At 46.7% G+C, this 15,474-nt stretch carries 20 protein-coding genes and 1 tRNA gene; 20 read left to right on the top strand and 1 reads right to left on the bottom strand.

The features are described from left to right. The first annotated feature begins 162 nt into the window (after nucleotides 1-162). The 20 genes from ABW391_RS00550 (at nucleotide 163) to ABW391_RS00455 (ending at nucleotide 13,277) form a co-directional block, all read left to right on the top strand. The gene (locus ABW391_RS00550) at nucleotides 163-396 is read left to right on the top strand and encodes a hypothetical protein (RefSeq protein ID WP_353479881.1); all 234 of its coding nucleotides are present in this window, start codon (nucleotides 163-165) and stop codon (nucleotides 394-396) included. Between the two features lie 235 nt (nucleotides 397-631). Further along, nucleotides 632-705, top strand: a tRNA-Thr gene (locus tag ABW391_RS00545). Nucleotides 706-1,290: 585 nt separating this feature from the next. Further along, the gene (locus ABW391_RS00540; protein WP_353479880.1) at nucleotides 1,291-1,728 is read left to right on the top strand and encodes a rubrerythrin family protein; all 438 of its coding nucleotides are present in this window, start codon (nucleotides 1,291-1,293) and stop codon (nucleotides 1,726-1,728) included. Between the two features lie 118 nt (nucleotides 1,729-1,846). Further along, on the top strand, nucleotides 1,847-2,080 hold the full coding sequence (rpoZ, locus tag ABW391_RS00535) for a DNA-directed RNA polymerase subunit omega (RefSeq protein ID WP_353479879.1): 234 nt from the start codon (nucleotides 1,847-1,849) through the stop codon (nucleotides 2,078-2,080). Nucleotides 2,081-2,119: 39 nt separating this feature from the next. Further along, a complete protein-coding gene (locus tag ABW391_RS00530; RefSeq protein WP_353479878.1) occupies nucleotides 2,120-3,913 on the top strand; it encodes a hypothetical protein in 1,794 nt (597 codons plus the stop codon). 242 nt (nucleotides 3,914-4,155) lie between these two features. Then, nucleotides 4,156-4,350 carry a hypothetical protein gene (locus tag ABW391_RS00525; protein ID WP_353479877.1) on the top strand — a complete coding sequence of 65 codons (195 nt, stop codon included), beginning with the start codon at nucleotides 4,156-4,158 and terminating at the stop codon, nucleotides 4,348-4,350. 65 nt (nucleotides 4,351-4,415) lie between these two features. Continuing rightward, the gene (locus ABW391_RS00520; RefSeq protein WP_353479876.1) at nucleotides 4,416-4,865 is read left to right on the top strand and encodes a hypothetical protein; all 450 of its coding nucleotides are present in this window, start codon (nucleotides 4,416-4,418) and stop codon (nucleotides 4,863-4,865) included. Continuing rightward, the gene (locus ABW391_RS00515; protein ID WP_353479875.1) at nucleotides 4,865-5,032 is read left to right on the top strand and encodes a hypothetical protein; all 168 of its coding nucleotides are present in this window, start codon (nucleotides 4,865-4,867) and stop codon (nucleotides 5,030-5,032) included. Before ABW391_RS00520 ends, ABW391_RS00515 begins: the two co-directional genes overlap by 1 nt. 48 nt (nucleotides 5,033-5,080) lie before the next feature. Further along, nucleotides 5,081-6,166, top strand: a complete 1,086-nt coding sequence (locus tag ABW391_RS00510) for an AAA family ATPase (protein WP_353479874.1) — start codon at nucleotides 5,081-5,083, stop codon at nucleotides 6,164-6,166. 297 nt (nucleotides 6,167-6,463) lie between these two features. Next, nucleotides 6,464-6,799, top strand: a complete 336-nt coding sequence (locus tag ABW391_RS00505) for a hypothetical protein (protein WP_353479873.1) — start codon at nucleotides 6,464-6,466, stop codon at nucleotides 6,797-6,799. 31 nt (nucleotides 6,800-6,830) lie between these two features. Continuing rightward, nucleotides 6,831-7,124, top strand: coding sequence for a hypothetical protein (locus tag ABW391_RS00500; protein WP_353479872.1), 294 nt, complete (start codon nucleotides 6,831-6,833; stop codon nucleotides 7,122-7,124). Nucleotides 7,125-7,422: 298 nt separating this feature from the next. Beyond that, nucleotides 7,423-8,706 carry a vWA domain-containing protein gene (locus tag ABW391_RS00495; RefSeq protein ID WP_353479871.1) on the top strand — a complete coding sequence of 428 codons (1,284 nt, stop codon included), beginning with the start codon at nucleotides 7,423-7,425 and terminating at the stop codon, nucleotides 8,704-8,706. 69 nt (nucleotides 8,707-8,775) lie between these two features. Beyond that, nucleotides 8,776-8,985 carry a hypothetical protein gene (locus tag ABW391_RS00490; protein ID WP_353479870.1) on the top strand — a complete coding sequence of 70 codons (210 nt, stop codon included), beginning with the start codon at nucleotides 8,776-8,778 and terminating at the stop codon, nucleotides 8,983-8,985. Nucleotide 8,986: 1 nt separating this feature from the next. Continuing rightward, on the top strand, nucleotides 8,987-9,727 hold the full coding sequence (locus ABW391_RS00485) for a hypothetical protein (protein WP_353479869.1): 741 nt from the start codon (nucleotides 8,987-8,989) through the stop codon (nucleotides 9,725-9,727). A 76-nt stretch (nucleotides 9,728-9,803) separates the two neighbouring features. Continuing rightward, nucleotides 9,804-10,016 carry a hypothetical protein gene (locus tag ABW391_RS00480; RefSeq protein ID WP_353479868.1) on the top strand — a complete coding sequence of 71 codons (213 nt, stop codon included), beginning with the start codon at nucleotides 9,804-9,806 and terminating at the stop codon, nucleotides 10,014-10,016. Further along, complete coding sequence (thyX, locus tag ABW391_RS00475) at nucleotides 10,013-10,681, top strand: FAD-dependent thymidylate synthase (protein ID WP_353479867.1); 669 nt, start codon at nucleotides 10,013-10,015, stop codon at nucleotides 10,679-10,681. The genes ABW391_RS00480 and thyX overlap by 4 nt, the downstream gene beginning before the upstream one ends. A 23-nt stretch (nucleotides 10,682-10,704) precedes the next feature. Further along, nucleotides 10,705-11,025, top strand: coding sequence for a hypothetical protein (locus ABW391_RS00470; RefSeq protein ID WP_353479866.1), 321 nt, complete (start codon nucleotides 10,705-10,707; stop codon nucleotides 11,023-11,025). After that, nucleotides 11,022-11,279: a hypothetical protein gene (locus ABW391_RS00465; protein WP_353479865.1), complete on the top strand. Its 258-nt coding sequence runs from the start codon at nucleotides 11,022-11,024 to the stop codon at nucleotides 11,277-11,279. The genes ABW391_RS00470 and ABW391_RS00465 overlap by 4 nt, the downstream gene beginning before the upstream one ends. After that, nucleotides 11,276-12,244 (top strand): NAD-dependent epimerase/dehydratase family protein, encoded by a 969-nt coding sequence (locus tag ABW391_RS00460; RefSeq protein WP_353479864.1) that lies wholly within the window; start codon nucleotides 11,276-11,278, stop codon nucleotides 12,242-12,244. Before ABW391_RS00465 ends, ABW391_RS00460 begins: the two co-directional genes overlap by 4 nt. Next, a complete protein-coding gene (locus ABW391_RS00455; protein ID WP_353479863.1) occupies nucleotides 12,198-13,277 on the top strand; it encodes a DegT/DnrJ/EryC1/StrS family aminotransferase in 1,080 nt (359 codons plus the stop codon). The genes ABW391_RS00460 and ABW391_RS00455 overlap by 47 nt, the downstream gene beginning before the upstream one ends. Here the strand turns inward: ABW391_RS00455 and ABW391_RS00450 are convergent. Next, complete coding sequence (locus ABW391_RS00450) at nucleotides 13,249-15,474, bottom strand: hypothetical protein (RefSeq protein WP_353479862.1); 2,226 nt, start codon at nucleotides 15,472-15,474, stop codon at nucleotides 13,249-13,251. The two genes, ABW391_RS00455 and ABW391_RS00450, sit on opposite strands and share 29 nt — an antisense overlap.

Here is a 15,474-nt window from a genome sequence, read left to right as displayed (position 1 = left end):
GATTCAAAACCACAGAAACTTTTGGAATCTGCCGAATCAGAACCACTCTTTCCCACTGGTTATGATTGGAAACAATCCAATTGTGATGAGCGGCGTAGTGGTCCGTGCTGCCGTCGAGACACTGTCAAACATGTTGGTCATTAACCCTAAAGGAAACTTCAAATGAAAACTATCGCTACTCTTATCGCTACTCTTGTGGCAACTGCTGTGTTCGCTGCTGAGCCTGCCAAGACTGCTACTGCACCTGCTGTGGCTGCTGCGCCCGCTGCTGCCAAGGCACCAGTAGTCAAGGCCAATAAAGTGAAGAAAGTTAAAAAGGCTGAGGCAAAGCCTGTCAAAAGTCAAGCACCTACTGCCCCGGTCGCAGCAAAGGCTGCTGAGCCAGCTAAGAAGTGATCAGTGCAGTCTAGACGATGAGGACAATGATGGATATGATGATGTAGATTTTCATGTTGCATATCGTCGTCCCAGTCTAGAAAAACATGATGATCGAGATCATCATGATGATAACTTATCTGATCATGTCAAGTTTCGCCTGGCACTAGCAAGACATCTTGCATTGGCTCGCTACCGCAAAACACACATGACCTAGACACACAATAGGCAGGCAACTGCCTATTGCCATGACCACGCTCCCATAGTACAGTGGTAGTACAATACATTGGTAATGTATAGACACAAGTTCAATTCTTGTTGGGAGCACCACTAGATAATTTTTGAGGACACAGTATGTTTATAGGATTGATGGGAGTTGACAATGATGGTAAAACCATGTACACTCCTAGTGGTAACCGGATCAGGTTCACACTGCCCTGGGGACTAGCGTGGCGTGTGCAAGAGATCCAACATTGGATCGCAAAAAAGACTTGGAGATAAGTAAGAGTTATTGCTGTATGAAGGAAAAAGAAAAGTATTCAAGACGCGAGTTCGAATCTCGCCACCTCCGGAAAGCATTTTTGCAAGTGTTTTGCGGCGGGGGTGATATTGGAAATCGATTGGGTAATTAGTATTTGACTGGACAGTCCGGCAATGTAGAAGCCGTTAGGGTTGGGGAAGCTCGGCCGTAGACACAAAAAAGAGAAATGCAAATGACTCACAATATTTGGTAGCAGCTAACGCTTGACGCCAAACGAGGTAGTTATACCTTGTAATCAAAAATAACAATAGGCTCTTCGGAGCCTATTTTTTTGACCTATTGTTGTAATAGGAATTTACAATTGAAAAATATTACTTTGCAGTTGACTCCTATAGTAAATAGTTGTACAATAGTATTTAACAGAAAGGTAATACATGACACAATCACTCAAGGGTACTAGAACAGCAGAATGTCTCAAAGACGCATTTGGCGGAGAATCCATGGCCAATCGGCGTTATCTGTATTTTGCAAATCAGTGCGACATTGCAGGCGAGCCCGATCTTGCTGCGCTGTTTCGCAGCACAGCCGAAGGCGAAACTGGACATGCACATGGTCACATGGACTACTTGATCCAGGGCGGAGCAGGAGAACCCGGCACCGGATTACCTGCAGGCACACCTCAAGAAATGCTGGAAGCAGCAGTGGCTGGTGAAACACATGAATACACAGACATGTATCCAGGCATGGCAAAGACTGCCCGGGATGAAGGATTTGATGAAGTGGCCGATTGGTTTGAAACCTTGGCCAAGGCCGAACGTAGCCATGCTAACCGCTATCAACGGGCTCTGGTCAGTCATAAGGAAACTCAGTAATAATACTGATACAAAAAAGCCCACTTCGGTGGGCTTTTTGTTGACTTTGTGGCAGCAATCTGTTATACTGCTAGCACAACACACAACGGTTGTTTAACTCAAACTCAAGGACTACAAAATGGCAAGAATTACAAGTGATGTGGCTGTGGCTGCAATTGGCAACAGATACGAAATGATCCTGGTAGCTGCACGGCGTGCTAGAGAACTCAGCCGCGGCGACATGCCCCGAGTTACCAAGGTAAGCAGTCATGTGGTCACTGCCCTGCGTGAAATTGAGCAGGGTTTTGTGGATCGTAGCTGGCTGTACAAACCACAGGATATTGTGAGCAAAAGCCACCATCGCAAGTATTGATCTCTCTGTATGTGCTGTTAAAAGAAGATAAATATCTTCATGAGCACACACAATTTCCGCAGATATCTTGACCTCCTGAACGAGGCAGATCCAGTGCCGCCCAACACCAATGTGGCCTTGCCCAGTCTGGGCACATTCACCAATGATCAGGCCATAGCAGCGGCCTTGGCACAGGAAAATCGTTGTGCCAAGTGCGGAACTCCCCAAGCTCAGCACACCGGCCTAAAGCATGCTTTTGCAGCTGAATCTGTTGCGCCTGGCGGTGGTGGCATAGCTAGAATAAAACAACTACAGCAAGAGCTCAAGGCTGCAGGTGCACCCCTTGGTGCCACTGGCGCAGCTCGTGATGGCATCGACGGCGCCCTGGGCCCACTTACTCGTGCTGCTGCTGCAAAAAATCCAATAATTGCAGCCAAATATTCAGATGTGCTGGGCACAGAAACAGCTACTCCTGCTAGCCAGGCCACTATATCTCAATTGACCACAGCACTTGACACCATTGAGCAAATACTGGCCAAGTACAAGGTTAAGATGTCCGAAAGTAGATCTGCGGCCAAGCCTGATCAAATGGTCACTTGGCGCAACTTGATGGAAGCTGATCCTACTGCTCAACAACGTCGAGCATATCAGGATGCTATACAACGCACAATACCCGCGGATACAGTAACGTCTGCAGAGACTCCGGGCTTTGCACAATCAAAGATACAAAAAGGCGGTTATGTAGCTCCGGCACCAACTGCACCGGCCAATCCTTATGTGACTAGACCAGGTGGCAGTAGAGAAGCGCAGGCATACCAAGCACAAAGGGCAGCACAAGCAGCTGGCGATGCGGCCATTGGTCCAGTGCAGGCAGCAGAAAAAATTGCCGGCAAAGGTTTTCTCAAAGGAGCAGGCAAGGTTGCCGGCAAAGCAATTCCCGGAGTAGGACTGACAATTGGTGCAGTTGATGCTTACGATCGTGCCAAGAAAGGTGACTATGTTGGCGCTGGTATTGCTGGTACTGCAGGACTTGTGAGCTTGATACCTGGGTTAGGATGGGCCGCAGGACTAGGATTGGATGCAGTAAATCTAGCTCGCGATGCTGTCAATGATCCAAAAATAAATATCTCTCCCGAAGATGCTGCTGTACTGGATCAAAATCTCAAGGCTCTCAAAGACCTGAGTCGAGATCCTGCTGTTGCTGCGGCCATAACTCCTGAGATTCGAACTAGACTAGAGCGTGTGATCAAAGCAGCGGCTTCTGTGATTGTGGCTGACACGTCTACTGGCGGCAGCCAATCTGCGACACCAGCAGGATTGGCGTCTACTCCAGATGATCTGATCAAGAGCATAACCGGCATTGAAAAAATCCTAACCAAATATAAATTTGAAGATATTGCTTCTGAGGGCACCATCAATATTATGACAGAAGGCGAGTTACGTAGTTTTATATTGAAAAACATGCATCTGCTGACCGAGTCAGACCAAATGTCTGTGCGTCGTGACATGATGATCGAAGGGCCGTCATTGGCTATGGCCAAAAAAGTCTGGGACGGAACCAAATGGGTGACAAAAAAAGTAGGTCAGGCTGCATTGGCCTACGGTGCATATACTGCATATCAACTCTACGACATGCTGAAAGGAGCCAAGGATTCAGCCGACGATTTGATGGCCAACGACAGCAGCTACCTGTCAGACACTGACAAAACAGAACTAGAACAACATGCCGCGGTACTTGAAAAATATCTCAAGACTCCCGAAGATGCAGCCAAGTTGCCCCCAGAAATTCAACAAAGACTTGCGGCCATAAACACCAGAATGAAAAATCTAGTTGCTGCAGGTGCGGATCGTTGATTGCCACATACCGTTGACTTGTATTCCTGTTGGTGTTATAATAAACACTTAACACCAGGAGCACAAAATGGCAGGCAAAGCAAAATCGGTTTATCTTACAATAAACCCAAAAGGTACTCTTAAAACAGCATTCCACAAAGTGTTCTTTGATGCCAAGTCCTACAACGACTATGTCAAAACAGATGAATTCAAAGCACTATGGCCCACTGAAGAATTCACTCTAGTAAAAGAAATCTACTAACATGAACCTAGACCAAGCCGCATTCTTTTTCACAGGCAGCATTTTGATAATGCTGGGATTTATCGTGGTCACCGCGGGCATTGTGGTTATCAACCATCTCTTGCACACCTATTGGAAACCAGTGCGAATTTTCAAGTTCCTGGACTACCCGCCTCGCTTCATGACTCCTGAAGAAGCTGCTGTCAAGAAGAAATAAAACGGTTGACTATTATTCACCGAAATGCTATAATACACACATACAGCAACAAACCGGAGTCCAAAATGGGTACACGAAGCAGAATTGGCGTCATGCATGGCAACAAAGTCAAAAGTGTTTATTGTCACTGGAATGGCAGCGTGGAACACACAGGTGCCCGCCTGCAAGCACACTATGACAGTGCCAAGGCCAACTATTTGGTAGCACTGGGCGACATGAGTGTGCTGGGCAAGAACATTGAAATTCCACCAGATGTTGAACATTCGTTTGATGAACCTGCTGGAGACATCACTGTATTTTACGGACGTGATCGCGGCGAGAAGAACACAGAGTTCCGAGTGGCTCAGACCTTTGGAGCATTCCTGGAACAATGCGACAACTGTGCCGCCGAGTACTACTACATCATGCGGGATGGTGAATGGTACTGTGGTACCACATACCAAAACACACATCCGCTGAGCCGGACCCTGACAGCATTGACAGAAGCATTGACAACTCAAAAGGAAGTAGCATAATGGGACAATTTAAAGAACTTGATATTGAGATCCAGGATTTACTGGCACAAGATGAGACCCCGGCGTCAATCAGTGCCTTGCTAGATGTTCCTGTCAGCTGGGTCTACGACAGCATTCACATGCATGAACTTCGTGAAATGCTTGAGCCTGCCACAGTTGACCTTTAATCGTGTTAGTGTTATAATATAAACTTAGTAACTAGAAGGACCCACTCCATGTCAGATTCACGCACAGTCACAGCCATCCAGGCTCGTAAAAGCCTGCTCAAGGCATTTGAAGTCAAACGTCCATTATTCTTGTGGGGTCCTCCGGGCATTGGCAAAAGTGAACTGGTAGAAGGCATCACTAAAGATCTTGGCGGACTCATGATTGATCTGCGCCTGGGACAGATGGAACCCACTGACATTCGTGGTATCCCTTTCTACAACAAGGATCTTGGCAAGATGGACTGGGCACCTCCTATTGAATTACCCGATGAAGAAATGTCAGCAGCATACCCTATTGTGGTGCTGTTCTTGGATGAGTTGAACTCAGCTGCTCCGTCAGTGCAGAGTGCAGCATATCAGTTGATTCTGAATCGACGTATTGGCAAATATCGTTTGCCGGACAATGTTGTCATGGTAGCCGCAGGCAATCGTGAAAGCGACAAAGGCGTTACATATCGCATGCCCACACCCTTGGCAAATCGCTTTATTCACCAGGAGATGAAGGTGGACTTTGCTAGTTGGCAGACCTGGGCTGTGGAGAACAAGATCCATCCCGAAGTGGTTGGTTACTTGAGCTTTGCCAAACAGGACCTGTATGACTTTGATGCCAAGTCAAGTTCACGTGCGTTTGCTACTCCGCGTTCCTGGAGCTTTGTGAGCCAGTTACTGGACCAAGGTGCCACAGACGACGACACACTTACCAACCTGATTGCAGGTACTGTGGGTGAAGGACTTGCTGTGAAGTTCATGGCACACCGCAAGGTGGCTGGACGCATGCCCAACCCTGCAGACATCTTGAGTGGCAAGGTCACAGACTTGAATGTAAAAGAAGTCAGTGCCATGTACAGTTTGGTGATCTCCATGTGCTATGAGCTCAAGGCCCATGTTGAGCTCAAGCCAGCAGACGCACAGTTTCACAGCATGGCAGACAACTTTCTGGGCTACATGATGAAGAACTTTGAAACTGAGTTGACTGTGATGGGTGCTCGTATTGCATTGACCACATACGACTTGCCGTTCCTGCCTACCAAGCTCAAGAACTTTGACGCCTTCCACGCCAAGTACGGCAAGTACATTTTGCAGGCCAGTGCCTAAATTGATCGGGACTGTGTGACAGCAGTTCCGGTTTTCTTATCACAAGGAATAGAGCATGGGATGGGTGGTGTATTCTGAAAAATCTGGCGAGATTTTGAGATATTACGATGTTGAATCCAAGGCACAATCGCAAGTGACCGGTCATAATAAAAAACTATTTTGGTCAAGATTACAGTCAACTCAGGATCGTGATTATAAAGAACAATGGGCACATTGCAACTGGCAGGACTACGAGAACATTTTCAAGAACTACTACCAAGTTAATAAACCCTATATGTTACAGCGAAGCAGCTACAGATGAAATACCAAGTAACCAAATTAGATCTTCGATATAGTCATTCTGGTAGCTTTGGCTATGTGCTGGAGTTTTCCAAAAGTAGTTGGGTTGGCACCGGTGTCCTGGATTTTGACCGTGCCCGACGCTGGATGAATCGCACCTGGGGCTGGAGCCAGGATGTGGAAACTCTAGTTGCTATCAAGCGTTGCAAAATACGCAACCCTGATGTTGAGGTACAGGCAGAAGATACAAATCCACACTGGGCATATTCGGTTGCATACAAGGACTATCGTATCTATCTTGCCAGCGAAAAAGAACTGACATTTTTTCAACTGGCGCATTCAGGTACCAAGTAGTATGGGCCGGGTAACGGTAAAAAAGAATCTTGTGGTATTCCATGATCCTGCAGACTGGATGGAGATTCTAGATCTGTTGACTCAGACTTATGGCAACACAATTCGCATGCGGCACATCATGCGGCGTGAACTGGGTTTTACATCTCGTGATCATCAGGGACTAGAACCTTACATGACGACCATCAAGGACGGCAACATTTTTATTGAGGAAAGACGGCACCACTATAGTCCGCAGGTGCACCTGGACTTCTTTACAGAAGCAGCACACTCTTGGTTCCAGCTCAAGTATCTAAACCGCAAAGGTCAGGATTCCGGGCTGTTTTAACCGATTTGACCATTATTCGCTCTTGTGCTATAATACACACATACACAGCAACAAGGAGCCCGGAAATGACTTACACTGTTCAAGAACTTGCACTGCAATACTCCGAGAAACTGGTTGCATATCACGAAGCACACCAAAGAGATGTTTCGGACCGTGAGCAGTGGGTTAGACGTGCTCGTAATGAGATGTACAATGCACAGACTGCCTTAAACTATGCCTGCGAACGTGCTGCTGAACTGCGGGCTTGACCATTAATCACTCTTGTGTTATAATTACACATAAGCAGCAAAGGACACACATGACATCTACCACAGCCACAAAAGAAGACAAGAAAAAGTTCGCTAATTTGATTGGGCCCACTGAGCCCAAGGTGGATCGAGAAGTACGTGAACTCTTGATCACAGCCCGTGTGGGACTATTGCTCAAGGCCAGCTTCTTTGGTAACTTGGCCACCCGCTTGAAATTGGTCAATGCTGACGAATGGTGCCCAACTGCTGCCACAGACGGACGTCACTTTTATTACAACAGCCGCTTCATCAAGATGTTGCGTCCCAGAGAAATTGAATTCTTGTTTGGACATGAGGTTCTGCATTGTGTGTATGATCACTTTGGACGGCGTGGCGACAGAGATCCACAGTTGTGGAACATTGCCAATGACTATTGTGTAAACGCAGACTTGATCAAGCACAAGGTAGGTGAAAAGATCACATCAGTGCCTTGTTTGCATGATCCCAAGTATGATGGCTTGAGCTCAGAAGAAGTCTACGACAAACTGTATGAAAAAGCAGACAAGATTGATATTGGCAAATTGCTGGATCAAATGATTGACGAGCATCTGGATGGTGAAGGCGACAGCGACAGCGACAGTGATGGAGGTGACAGTGACGGTGAAGGCAAGGGCAAGGGTCGTCCCAAGCTCACAGCTGAAGAACGTCAGGCCATCAAGGACGAGATCAAGGAAGCCATGTTGGCGGCTGCTGCCACAGTGGACGGAGCAGGCAACTTGCCCGCAGGCGTCAAGCGTCTGATTCAGGATCTTACAGAGCCCAAGATGGACTGGCGTGAACTGTTGCGTATGCAGTTAGAAAGCACTATTAAAAGTGACTTTACCTGGATGCGAGCCAGCCGCAAAGGTTGGCACATGGATGCAGTCATGCCCGGTATGAAACTGGATCCCATGATTGATATTGCTGTGGCCCTGGACGCTAGTGGCAGTATCAGTGAAAAGATGCTGAAAGACTTTCTAAGTGAGATTCAAGGCATCATGGAATCGTTCCCGGCATACCGTATTCATGTGGTCACGTTTGATACTGAGGCCTACAATCCTGTGCAGTATGACAGTGACAACCTGGATGACATCTGCGACTACGAGGTCAAGGGCGGCGGCGGAACAGACTTTGATTGTGTGTACAATTACCTGAAGGAACATGAGATTGAGCCCAAGCGGCTGGTCATGTTCACAGACGGCTATCCGTTTGGTTCATGGGGTGATGAAAACTACACAGACACAGTGTTTATCCTGCATGGTACCACAACAATTGTACCACCCTGGGGACAATTTGCCTACTACGACGAAAAATAAACTGACATCAGTTTTACCGAAATCCCCAGATAAATTTATGTCTGGGGATTTTCTATTGTAAATATCTGTATGGATGACACTACACTTCAACTCACAATCAACGATATTGCGGCGTGCCGTAATGTGATCGATGCTGCATTCAAACGCGGTGCCTTTGGTGCCAGCGAAGCCCGAGAAATTGGAATCTTGTATGAAAAGCTAGATCAATTTGTCACCACCGCTATTGCCCAGGCTCAAGAAGCACAGGCACCAGTTGAAACACAACCCCAAGGAGAATAACATGGCAAGATTTTTAAAACACATTGGCAAACACGGCGATCGCAAGATTGCAGTAGTCTTTAGACAGATCCCCGGTGACGAGCACATGTGCTTGGTTATCTATCCTGATCTCCTTGCCATGCACATTCATGATCCCCTGATGAAGGTTCTGGAAAGTCCTGTTGGACAAGCAGCAGAAGAATTGGCAGATGCACTGAATCGCAACCTGTTCCCAGATGGTCGCAACATGCTACAGGCTCTGCATGCCGAAAGATTAATGAAGCGTGTGAATACTGAACACGTTTTGGTAACACCCAGTGCCAATTCAAATGTTCGACTGAGTGAGCTCAACAAGATCCTGAACGAAATGAAACTGGGATCTGATGCAATCAAGAAGATGGCTGACCTGGACAACAATGCAGGATTGGTAGATCCCAAGGTCAAGCGCCAAGCAGAAGCTGCCTACAAGGCACAACAAAATAAACCAACCACTGGTTATTCTGCTGCACCGGTCAACGGTGCTCTGGATGATAAATCTATTGCTGCTGACATGCTTACCCAGGCGGTACGCATGCACAACGAAGCAACTGGCATGATCAACGAAGCTGCTAGAATGAAGAAGGAAGCAGAAAAAATGTTTCCTGGTGTACGAATGATGGACTTGCCCAAGATGGCACCCATGCCAGTGATGGAAGCTGAGAAGCCAGTAGTGAAAAAGGGACGACCTGCCAAAGCCAAAGTCGCTGCCCATGCCGCTGAGTGAAGAATTCCTGTCCAAGTGGGATCATATAATTTCAGAAGTAGAAAAGACCGAAGTTCCGTTAGAATGCATCAATAAAATGATCGTTCGCATAGATGGCAATCGTCAGAAGACCATCAATCTAGCTAGACTAAGACGGGACGGGCTTGACAACGATGAAATTGAAGAACTGCTTAATCGCAACCTTAGCTCGCTAGGCGACACTGTGCGTACCATTGACTTTGTGGTGGACGTAAATGCTGTTGCCAACATTGTTCAACCAGCCACGGATAAATTATTAAAAAGTCTATGAATGTTCGACTACTCAGCCACAGTCAGCCCACGAAGGAGTTTGCAGAGTCGGGAATCGACAATGCCCAAGAGCTCATTGCGTATTGCGCCCGTGTGTCCAATCCTGCCAATCAGCTCAACACCGACACATCAGAAAGACTCATTCGATACCTGGTTAAACATGCTCACTGGAGCCCACTCGAAATGGTTTCAGCTTGCGTGGAAATTACGACAACAAGAGATATTGCAAGGCAAATCCTTAGACACCGTAGCTTTGCGTTCCAGGAGTTTAGCCAACGTTATGCTGACCCAACAAAAGATCTTGACTTTGTACTTAGAGAAGCCCGACTCCAGGACACACGGAATAGACAAAACAGTATAGCAAGCGATGACGCTGATCTTGCACTATGGTGGGACAGCGCACAACAAGAAGTAATTGATCTGGTTCGCAAGCACTATGCCCGAGCCATTGAACTGGGTATTGCCAAGGAACAGGCCCGGGCTATCCTGCCTGAAGGCAACACTGTGAGCAGACTATACATGAACGGCACCTTGAGATCCTGGATTCACTTCATTGAACTCAGGAGTGCCAATGGTACCCAGAAAGAGCATCAAATTGTTGCGTTGGCATGTGCTCAAGCCATTGCAGCAATCTTTCCAATGGCAGCCGATCTAGTTGCAAAGTAACTGTTGGTGTGTTACACTAACACATGACCATAACTGCTGCACCAACTGAACAATCACACTGGAAGCCTCGAGAGGTTAAAATCATCAATGAACAACCAGTGGCGTTTTCGGACCTGGTTGTTCATTCTTTTAGTGTAGCAGAACTTGAAGATCCTGTGATACATGCTGCTGGACCATTGGCGGACTGGGAACACAGTGAAGCAGGTGCTTGGGTAATGGCCCATGCTGTGGAGACTCCTTGGTGGAGTCGTTACCTGGATGTCAGCTGCTATTCATATCGATTCAATATTGTAGCCAGGCTCAGCGAATCAGATCAAACGTTTTTCAAACTGAAATACACATGATTGAATACATAGATGCTGTGGCTATAGCCCGTCCGCCTGTGCAAAAGCAGATGTGGGATGGTACTAAATTTGTGCCAGTAATGATGTATCGTACTCCTAACAAACTCACTCAAGATCAAGAGAGTTGGTTACGAAAAATATATGGAGCACCGGGTATAGTGCAACCTGGTCGATATTGGCACTATGTCAGCGATAATGGGTTGATGGATGAAAAAATTTACATGATGTTTCAATTAAAATGGGCAGGAAAATGAATATACTAGTAACCGGCGGCCTGGGACTGATTGGGCACAATGTGGTCCGGCGACTGCAGGACCAAGGGCATATTGTGTCTATCATGGACATACAAACCAACTACGGAATCATTCCTCAGTCTGAGATCGATTATCTGATCGAAGAACGTATCAAGAAAATCAACCTGAGTGGCTACTACAAGTATGACATTTGTGATAGCTATGCTGTGAACAAGGTGTTCAACATTGAACAGCCAGAGATTGTGATTCACATGGCCAGCTTTCCGCGACAGAAAGTGGTCAATGCCAACCCTGCGGCAGGCAGTCGTGTGATGAGTGAAGGACTACTGAACTTGCTGGAAGCCAGCCGAGACTATGATACACGCAAATTTGTGTACATCAGCAGTTCCATGGTGTATGGCGACTTTGTGGATGATGTGACAGAAGATCAAGAGTGCCGACCACAAGGTCAATATGGTATTATGAAACTGGCAGGTGAATGGCTGGTACGAGACTACAGTCGTAGAGACAATATTGTACACACTATCATTCGTCCCAGTGCTGTGTATGGACCCTTGGATGTGGAAGATAGAGTCATTGCAAAATTCATGCTTGCTGCCATGCGCGGTGGGATATTAAATGTAAATGGTGCAAATGAAACATTAGACTTTACTTACGTTGACGATGCCGCAGATGGTATTGTTGCAGCCGCACTAAGCCTCAATACTGATAACAAAACATATAATATCACCAAAAGTCATAGTCGCACCTTATTAGAAGCCGCACAGCTAGCATTGAAGTTAGCCGGGGGCGGAACATTATTAGTTAAAGATAAAGATGCTGACTTCCCAAGTCGCGGTGCGCTGAACATTGATGCTGCACGTAGAGACTTTGGATTTGATCCCAAAGTAGATGTAGAACAAGGCTTTGAAAAGTATTATGAATGGCTTAAAAATAGCCTTTACTGGGCTCCCAAGACAGTATAACCGTCTCCGTGAGGAGATCCTGGACGCAACAGATACTGTGTTGCGCTCAGGCAATTTCATGAGCGGCGAATATACCGACCAATTTGAATCCTGGCTGGCCAAGAAAAATCACAGCCTGTATGCAATCACATGTCATTCAGGCACACAGGCCCTGGAAAGTATTGCTAGTTTTCTTAGAGATGGAAACAAAACAACAGTTTCAGTTCCTGCAATGACCTATGTGGCCACTGCCAATGCCTGGCGACGAGCAGGTTGGACTGTGACCGTGGCAGATATCAATGCATATGGCCTAATGGATTTGGCAACGGTTCACAAAGACGCCACAGTGATTTGTCCTGTTGGCTTGTATGGACATGCATTAAGTGGCAAATATCAAGAGTGGCAAAATGCAAAATATTCTAGAACATGTGTAGAAGATGCTGCACAACACTGGCTGAGTCGCGACTGTACGCGAACAGGATTTGCGGCTGCTATCAGTTTTGACCCCACCAAGAACTTCAACAACTACAGCAACGGCGGAGCAGTGATTACTGATAGTGAACTTTTGAATGCTTTTGCTAGAAACTGGATCAGAAACAAATCATATCGCATCAGCAGCAGTGCGCAAACAGGCACAAACTCGCGAATGAGTGAAGTTGACTGTGCTCAAATGATGGTCAAGACTCGTTACATAGATGCGTGGCAAACCCGCCGGGGAGAGATTGCACGACACTGGATGGAACGACTAAGTCACTCAGGAATTCGTTCGCTGATTGACTCCACAAACTATCAAGATCATTGCTATCACAAATTTGTAATTGACGTTGATCATAGAGATCACCTACATCAGGCGCTGGCTGATCTTGGCATTGAAACCAAAGTACATTATCTAGATCCTATCCAGGCCTTGAATCCTTATCAAGATTGTGCTGCTCCTGACGTGTTGGGTGCCTGCTATTCTCTAAGCCGACGCTGTTTGAGTCTGCCAATCTATCCTGAGCTCACTGACTCAGAAGCAGAATACATCATTGATGCGGTAATAAGCTGCGTTTGACAAATGCATAACTTGCAAGCCACTCCCACTCATAGCTTTTCTTTAGCGCATTAAAGTCACCGTTGACTTGATTGTAATATTCTACAGCATCTTGTGCACCAAGTCGACTCCACTGCGGATCTGCTTCGTCGCCAACGGCGACGACATCGCCATTGATATCAAGCCATTTGTTTAGACGGTATTCATTTTCCACATCTGGCAAGCTGGCTTGAAGTTTTAGAACTTCTCTAAATGCAGTACGCCAAGATGACCACGGAGAGGTGTCATAGTGTGCTATGCCACTCAAGATGGGCACTACTTCATGTGGTGAGTCCAGCGTAAAGTCTAGTCCCACTCCGGGATTGGCCAAGGTCAATTGTCGGTTGTATGCAATCATGGCCTGATGTCCGTATACTAGTCCATTGACAGGATTCAGAGCATGAAAGATATAGTGTTTGGCCTGTTGCATTCTATCAGGTTGCCAGGACCAATCAAAGTCAAAATCAATTGCCAGCTTGCCAAACACAGCAAAGAACCACGGCGTAGTACTGGCTTCAGCTGCTGCATGATAAGCATCAGCACGACCATTCACCCGATCAACTCTGTGTAATTTATTTGTCTCTAGTCCTGTAATTCTGCTTTCTAGAATTGTCCAATTATCTTCAGCGTTGATCTCACCGTTTGAAATAAACACAATATCTAATTTGGTGTCACCGTGACGCTGTTGTTGTGTTTTGTCAATGTAGGGATAATCATACATTTGTGTTTTGATGTATGGTACAGCAGACTTTGGAACAACCACTGCACTTGCTCCTGAGCTCAGGGGTGTTATTGTTTTGGTTTCTGAGCGCCACAAGTTCACAGCCGGGATAGTCATGGGCACACCATTGGTAGTAAACAGTGCTACAGGTCCTGACCATTCGGTAGTTTTAACTGCATCAACATTGCTATCGCCGGCATGCTCAATCACAGGCATGCGCCGGCGTGGCACAATACTATCAACAAAATTACAATCATACCATTCCAGCAATGGCTTGCGTTCTGCCGACTCAGCAAAGGTAGGCACATGCATGAAGAATGTGTCTCCAAACTTTTGTTCATTGCTGGCAAACACATGCAGCATGGTGCTTTGCCATTGCTCGGGGTGCCAGGAAAAGTCAAAGTCAGTGTAATCGCAGATGCTACTGCATACCCAGACATATTCATGTTCTGTGCCTATGCTCTTGGCCAAGCGTATCAGGGTATCTCTATAGTTGTCAAAGTATCGCACTCGACGAGTGGTCTTGTCTATTTGACCAGCAGCACCATCCATGTGATCAATCTCGTATATGGCTGTGGCCTTGCCTACAGTGCGAATTTTTAGTTCTGCAAGATACTTGACTTCTGATGCACCTGGCACAGTGTATGTCGGGCCCCCAGTCTTTTGATGCTGTGTGGCAAACTGATACACATAAGGCGGTTCACCTGGGTCAGGTACCCAGCTAAAATCTACGCCTGCAGGATCAACTGAGTCGGGCACAGTCCATGGTGCCGTATTAGGGCTCAACGTGGCTCTGGGCCATGTCATGTACTTGCGTTCAGTTGCACCTGGCACATGATATTCCACAGTGGGCATTCGGTTGGCAGGCCACCACTGATTACCAAACACATATATTAAAGGTGGATCACCAGGATCAGGCACCCAAGTGTAATCCCACTCACAATCAACCAGGGTATGCCAGCAATCGTTGTGAGTTTCCAACAGTCGAGCCTGAGGCTTATCCATGTATTTGCGTTCAGTTGCGCCAGGCACATGATATTCTATTGTGGGCATTCGATTGGCAGGCCACCACTGGTTACCAAATACATAGGTGTAAGGAGGATCGTGTGGGTGCGGTGCCCAGGTGAGATCGAACTCTGCACGATCTACTATAGTATCAAAGTCAGTGGTAGATCGATTGGGGATAATTTTTTTATGAAAGTGATATTTAATCTCACCAGACTTAGGCACAAGATATGTACCTGAGTATTCATGATGCTGACTGGGCCATGTGTGAGTGTATTCGCTTTGCCAAGGTACAGGTTGAAAATCCCAGTCATGTGTGCTGTAATCAGCTAAGTATGTGATCCACCAAAAATATCTAGTACGACTTAGAGTCTGCGCATGCTCAATGCTGTCAGCTTCACGCTCATGCACAAACACGTTGGGTTTCTTTCCAGAATAAAATACGTCAAACAT

The organism is Haliscomenobacter sp. (genome assembly GCF_040403615.1).
GTDB lineage: Bacteria > Bacteroidota > Bacteroidia > Chitinophagales > Saprospiraceae > Haliscomenobacter.
This window is presented reverse-complemented; position numbering and strand designations above follow the sequence as displayed.

Excerpts from the sequence above, each read along its gene's own strand:
- ABW391_RS00465 (WP_353479865.1), top strand. The coding sequence starts at position 11,022 with ATGATTGAATACATAGATGCTGTGGCTATAGCCCGTCCGCCTGTGCAA.
- thyX (WP_353479867.1), top strand. The coding sequence starts at position 10,013 with ATGAATGTTCGACTACTCAGCCACAGTCAGCCCACGAAGGAGTTTGCA.
- ABW391_RS00505 (WP_353479873.1), top strand. The coding sequence starts at position 6,464 with ATGAAATACCAAGTAACCAAATTAGATCTTCGATATAGTCATTCTGGT.
- ABW391_RS00520 (WP_353479876.1), top strand. The coding sequence starts at position 4,416 with ATGGGTACACGAAGCAGAATTGGCGTCATGCATGGCAACAAAGTCAAA.
- ABW391_RS00455 (WP_353479863.1), top strand. The coding sequence starts at position 12,198 with ATGAATGGCTTAAAAATAGCCTTTACTGGGCTCCCAAGACAGTATAAC.
- ABW391_RS00480 (WP_353479868.1), top strand. The coding sequence starts at position 9,804 with ATGATCGTTCGCATAGATGGCAATCGTCAGAAGACCATCAATCTAGCT.
- ABW391_RS00540 (WP_353479880.1), top strand. The coding sequence starts at position 1,291 with ATGACACAATCACTCAAGGGTACTAGAACAGCAGAATGTCTCAAAGAC.
- ABW391_RS00525 (WP_353479877.1), top strand. The coding sequence starts at position 4,156 with ATGAACCTAGACCAAGCCGCATTCTTTTTCACAGGCAGCATTTTGATA.
- ABW391_RS00550 (WP_353479881.1), top strand. The coding sequence starts at position 163 with ATGAAAACTATCGCTACTCTTATCGCTACTCTTGTGGCAACTGCTGTG.
- ABW391_RS00495 (WP_353479871.1), top strand. The coding sequence starts at position 7,423 with ATGACATCTACCACAGCCACAAAAGAAGACAAGAAAAAGTTCGCTAAT.
- ABW391_RS00460 (WP_353479864.1), top strand. The coding sequence starts at position 11,276 with ATGAATATACTAGTAACCGGCGGCCTGGGACTGATTGGGCACAATGTG.
- ABW391_RS00450 (WP_353479862.1), bottom strand. The coding sequence starts at position 15,474 with ATGTTTGACGTATTTTATTCTGGAAAGAAACCCAACGTGTTTGTGCAT.
- ABW391_RS00510 (WP_353479874.1), top strand. The coding sequence starts at position 5,081 with ATGTCAGATTCACGCACAGTCACAGCCATCCAGGCTCGTAAAAGCCTG.
- ABW391_RS00470 (WP_353479866.1), top strand. The coding sequence starts at position 10,705 with ATGACCATAACTGCTGCACCAACTGAACAATCACACTGGAAGCCTCGA.
- ABW391_RS00485 (WP_353479869.1), top strand. The coding sequence starts at position 8,987 with ATGGCAAGATTTTTAAAACACATTGGCAAACACGGCGATCGCAAGATT.
- ABW391_RS00490 (WP_353479870.1), top strand. The coding sequence starts at position 8,776 with ATGGATGACACTACACTTCAACTCACAATCAACGATATTGCGGCGTGC.
- ABW391_RS00530 (WP_353479878.1), top strand. The coding sequence starts at position 2,120 with ATGAGCACACACAATTTCCGCAGATATCTTGACCTCCTGAACGAGGCA.
- rpoZ (WP_353479879.1), top strand. The coding sequence starts at position 1,847 with ATGGCAAGAATTACAAGTGATGTGGCTGTGGCTGCAATTGGCAACAGA.
- ABW391_RS00515 (WP_353479875.1), top strand. The coding sequence starts at position 4,865 with ATGGGACAATTTAAAGAACTTGATATTGAGATCCAGGATTTACTGGCA.